Genomic DNA, 2,939 nt, shown 5'->3' with positions numbered 1-2,939 from the left:
TGACCGGTCCCCTCGAACCGACGAACCAGTGGTACGCGGTCGCGAAGATCGCCGGACTCAAACTTTGCCAGGCGTATCGCCGGCAGCATGGTTTCGACTGCATCTCCGCCATGCCGACCAACCTGTATGGGCCGGGGGACAACTTCGATCCGCAGTCGGGGCATGTCATCCCCGCGCTGCTGCGCCGCATTCACGAAGCGAAAGAACAATCGGCCGCGAGCGTCTCCCTGTGGGGAACGGGCAAGCCGCGCCGCGAGTTTCTGCATGTCGACGATTGTGCCGATGCGCTGGTCCACCTGATGAAGAGTTATTCCGCCGAAGAGCATGTGAACGTCGGCACCGGACGCGACGTGACCATTCAGGAGTTGGCGGGACTGATTGCCCGTGTGGTGGGCTACAGCGGCCGGTTCGAGTTCGATCATTCCAAGCCGGACGGCGCCCCCCGCAAGCTGCTCGATGTCTCCCGCATCGAGTCGCTCGGCTGGTCCGCGACAACCGACCTGGAGACAGGCCTGCGCGGCACGTATGAGTGGTACGTGCGGAATCATTGATCGCGCGGATGCTGTTGGAACGCGTCAGATCGAAGAAATTCTTGCCGGTTCCCATCGGCTTTACTCGCGATAGCTTTGCCCAAAAAGTGTAGGGTCCGCTTCGCGGACCTCAAGGGATTGTGTTTCGGTCCGCACAGCGGACCCTACGGATGGATTCGCTCCATAGTTTCTGGACAAAGCCGCCCGCGATTGAAAAAGAGTTGCGCGGAACTCGCGGCGAAGAGCTTGTCACAAGCTCGCGAATTCCTGCCCAAGGTGCTCAAAATTCGGCGTGTGCGCTCCCGCCACTTTTCTTCACTCCCGGCGAATGTTGTCAAAAAGTGCAACCCGCGCTGCTGCTTCCGTTTGCGACCACCGTTCGAAGATGCGCGCCTTCGAAGATGCGCTTCGAAGTTGCGCGCGGGTGCGCGCACCTTCGAACGCCTGAGTTGGTTGAGGAATGCTTGAGTGAGAGAGCAGGACTCATACAGATTCTCGCGGTAGATTTTTCTTGGTGAAACAGCTGTTGGACCGGTTCCACCGTTTTTTGTTTGGGTATGATTGTCTGCATGGAATTGTCTAATCCCCACGAGAATAGGTGTGGTCGAGCATTGGGCGTGCTGGAGCGATCCGGCCCGGGCATTGAATTTCGATGACATCGGGAATTCGGTGGGTGAGTAATGCAAACAAAAGAGGCCGGTGGAACCGACCCTACTAGTCCGTCTATGCTAAAAAGTTATGTCTTGGGTGGCATGCCCGCAGCTTTGGGCGGGCATGGAACGAACCTGACAACCATAAGTTTTAGGGTAGGCGCACTACTACGGGACTGAAAGACCCGGAACATCCGGACGCAAATGCTGCAGCCGAAGCAGCGGTCCCCTTGTTGATCGATGTGCACGAAAGGCAATTCAGCAATCGAAGCCTTTCGGAGCGAGATGAAGTTCACGTCTGTCAGAACACCACAGAATCGCCTGTCGCCCCGGCAGCCTGCTCGTCTTGATCTTCTTCGGCCTCAAACACGGCAATGACTCTCGTAGCGATCCTAAGTAGCTGATCAAACGTCAAGACCTCAATTCGATGAAGATGCGAATTTAGATTTCGGAGAGCAGCCTGGTGCTCCGGTGGACCGTCGCGCCCGAGGATAATCCGAGATCGGATCTTTAAGGTATCGCACTCGTCATGTGCGATGATGGAGTCTCGGTTCCGTTCCACCTCCTCGATGTAACGGATTACTTGGCCGAGGACTGGCGACAATTTTGCGGACGGGTAATAGCTGTCATGTGACGTGTCGTGAATGAATAATGCTTCGGCAAACGGCGTCTTGATTTCGACAATCTCCAAATATCCGTCGACAGTTCTTCGAAGCATGTAATCAAGTTTGTCATCTCTTGTCCAAGTCCGCCGCGACAATAGCTCACTGTACTCACTGCCAAACATCCAGGGATGCTTCTTCAGATGCTCCTGCAGATCCCTTTCCGGTGTCGCCGGGTCATCAACGAGAGCCTTCAGTTGCTGAAACGCAAGTTTGTAGTCGACCATGCGCGAGGCCGCGGCTATATGCTTCAGCGTACCCGGCTTTGCCCGCTGAAATGCAGCTGCAAACCCGGAGACGTCCGACGACGATTCCTCAAGTTGCGAAAGAATGGTTTTAACGATCTGCAGTTTGTCCGTATCTGCGAGATTTGGGAGCGCCTCGAGCAGTTGTTCCAGTCTTGCATAATCTTCGCCACGGATTATGTGCAGTGTGCCAGGTTCTCCGTCGAGCTTCCCTTCATATAACGCATGGAGAAAGCGGTACAGAGTATCCACTTCATCCGGTTCATCGCCGTCAAGACGAACCGATCGCTCCGGATCAGCAAACCAACCTTCTGCGCGCTTGTTGATATGGTCAATCTTTAGTGAGTAATGGTGAAAGTCTCGCGTTTTGGAGTCTAAGACCTCTAGCAAGGTTGCAACGCGAAACGCGCGTGGTCCGTCCCGGAGGACCACTTGACGAATGTTGCCAATACTTGGATTGCTATACGTCTCCTTGATCTTTACCAACACGGCGTCCAGGGAAGTTTCCGGTGGTAGCGGCATGGCGACAGTCCATCTTTGGTTTGGGCGAGCATCCACGAAGACGGAGGAAGGGGTGAAACATCCAAGGCAGCATGACGAATAATGATTCATCCATCAATATTGGTTCATCGACTTTGCGCAACCGCTGAGTAGAGTTCCGTAGGACCGGTGGAACCGGCCCTACGCGTGATCGTTCCCAAACATATCGGCCAGTTGGAGCCGGCGCTACGTGCGGGGTGGCAAAGCCCAATGCCAGACGCCGTGGAAGCTGCTCTTGTTGATGTCGACACCCAGCAAGTCTTTTGCCTTGCGGAGGGCGGCGTAGCTGATGCCGCAATCCAGCGCCGCGTG

At 55.5% G+C, this 2,939-nt stretch carries 2 protein-coding genes; one reads left to right on the top strand and one right to left on the bottom strand.

Features of this window, described 5'->3' with window-relative positions:
• The coding region (locus tag K1Y02_26560; GenBank protein MBX7259945.1) for an NAD-dependent epimerase/dehydratase family protein at window positions 1-551 on the top strand (551 nt) is incomplete at its 5' end.
• Between the two features lie 930 nt (window positions 552-1,481).
• On the opposite strand, the gene K1Y02_26555 is transcribed toward K1Y02_26560, so the two are convergent.
• Window positions 1,482-2,609 (bottom strand): DUF4263 domain-containing protein, encoded by a 1,128-nt coding sequence (locus K1Y02_26555; GenBank protein ID MBX7259944.1) that lies wholly within the window; start codon window positions 2,607-2,609, stop codon window positions 1,482-1,484.
• Between the last annotated feature and the right edge of the window lie 330 nt (window positions 2,610-2,939).

The organism is Candidatus Hydrogenedentota bacterium (assembly GCA_019695095.1).
Taxonomy (GTDB): Bacteria; Hydrogenedentota; Hydrogenedentia; order Hydrogenedentales; family SLHB01; genus JAIBAQ01.
The sequence above is the reverse complement of the archived record's forward strand: the minus strand, read 5'-3'. Positions and strand labels throughout refer to the sequence as shown.

Excerpts from the sequence above, each read along its gene's own strand:
- K1Y02_26555 (MBX7259944.1), bottom strand. The coding sequence starts at position 2,609 with ATGCCGCTACCACCGGAAACTTCCCTGGACGCCGTGTTGGTAAAGATC.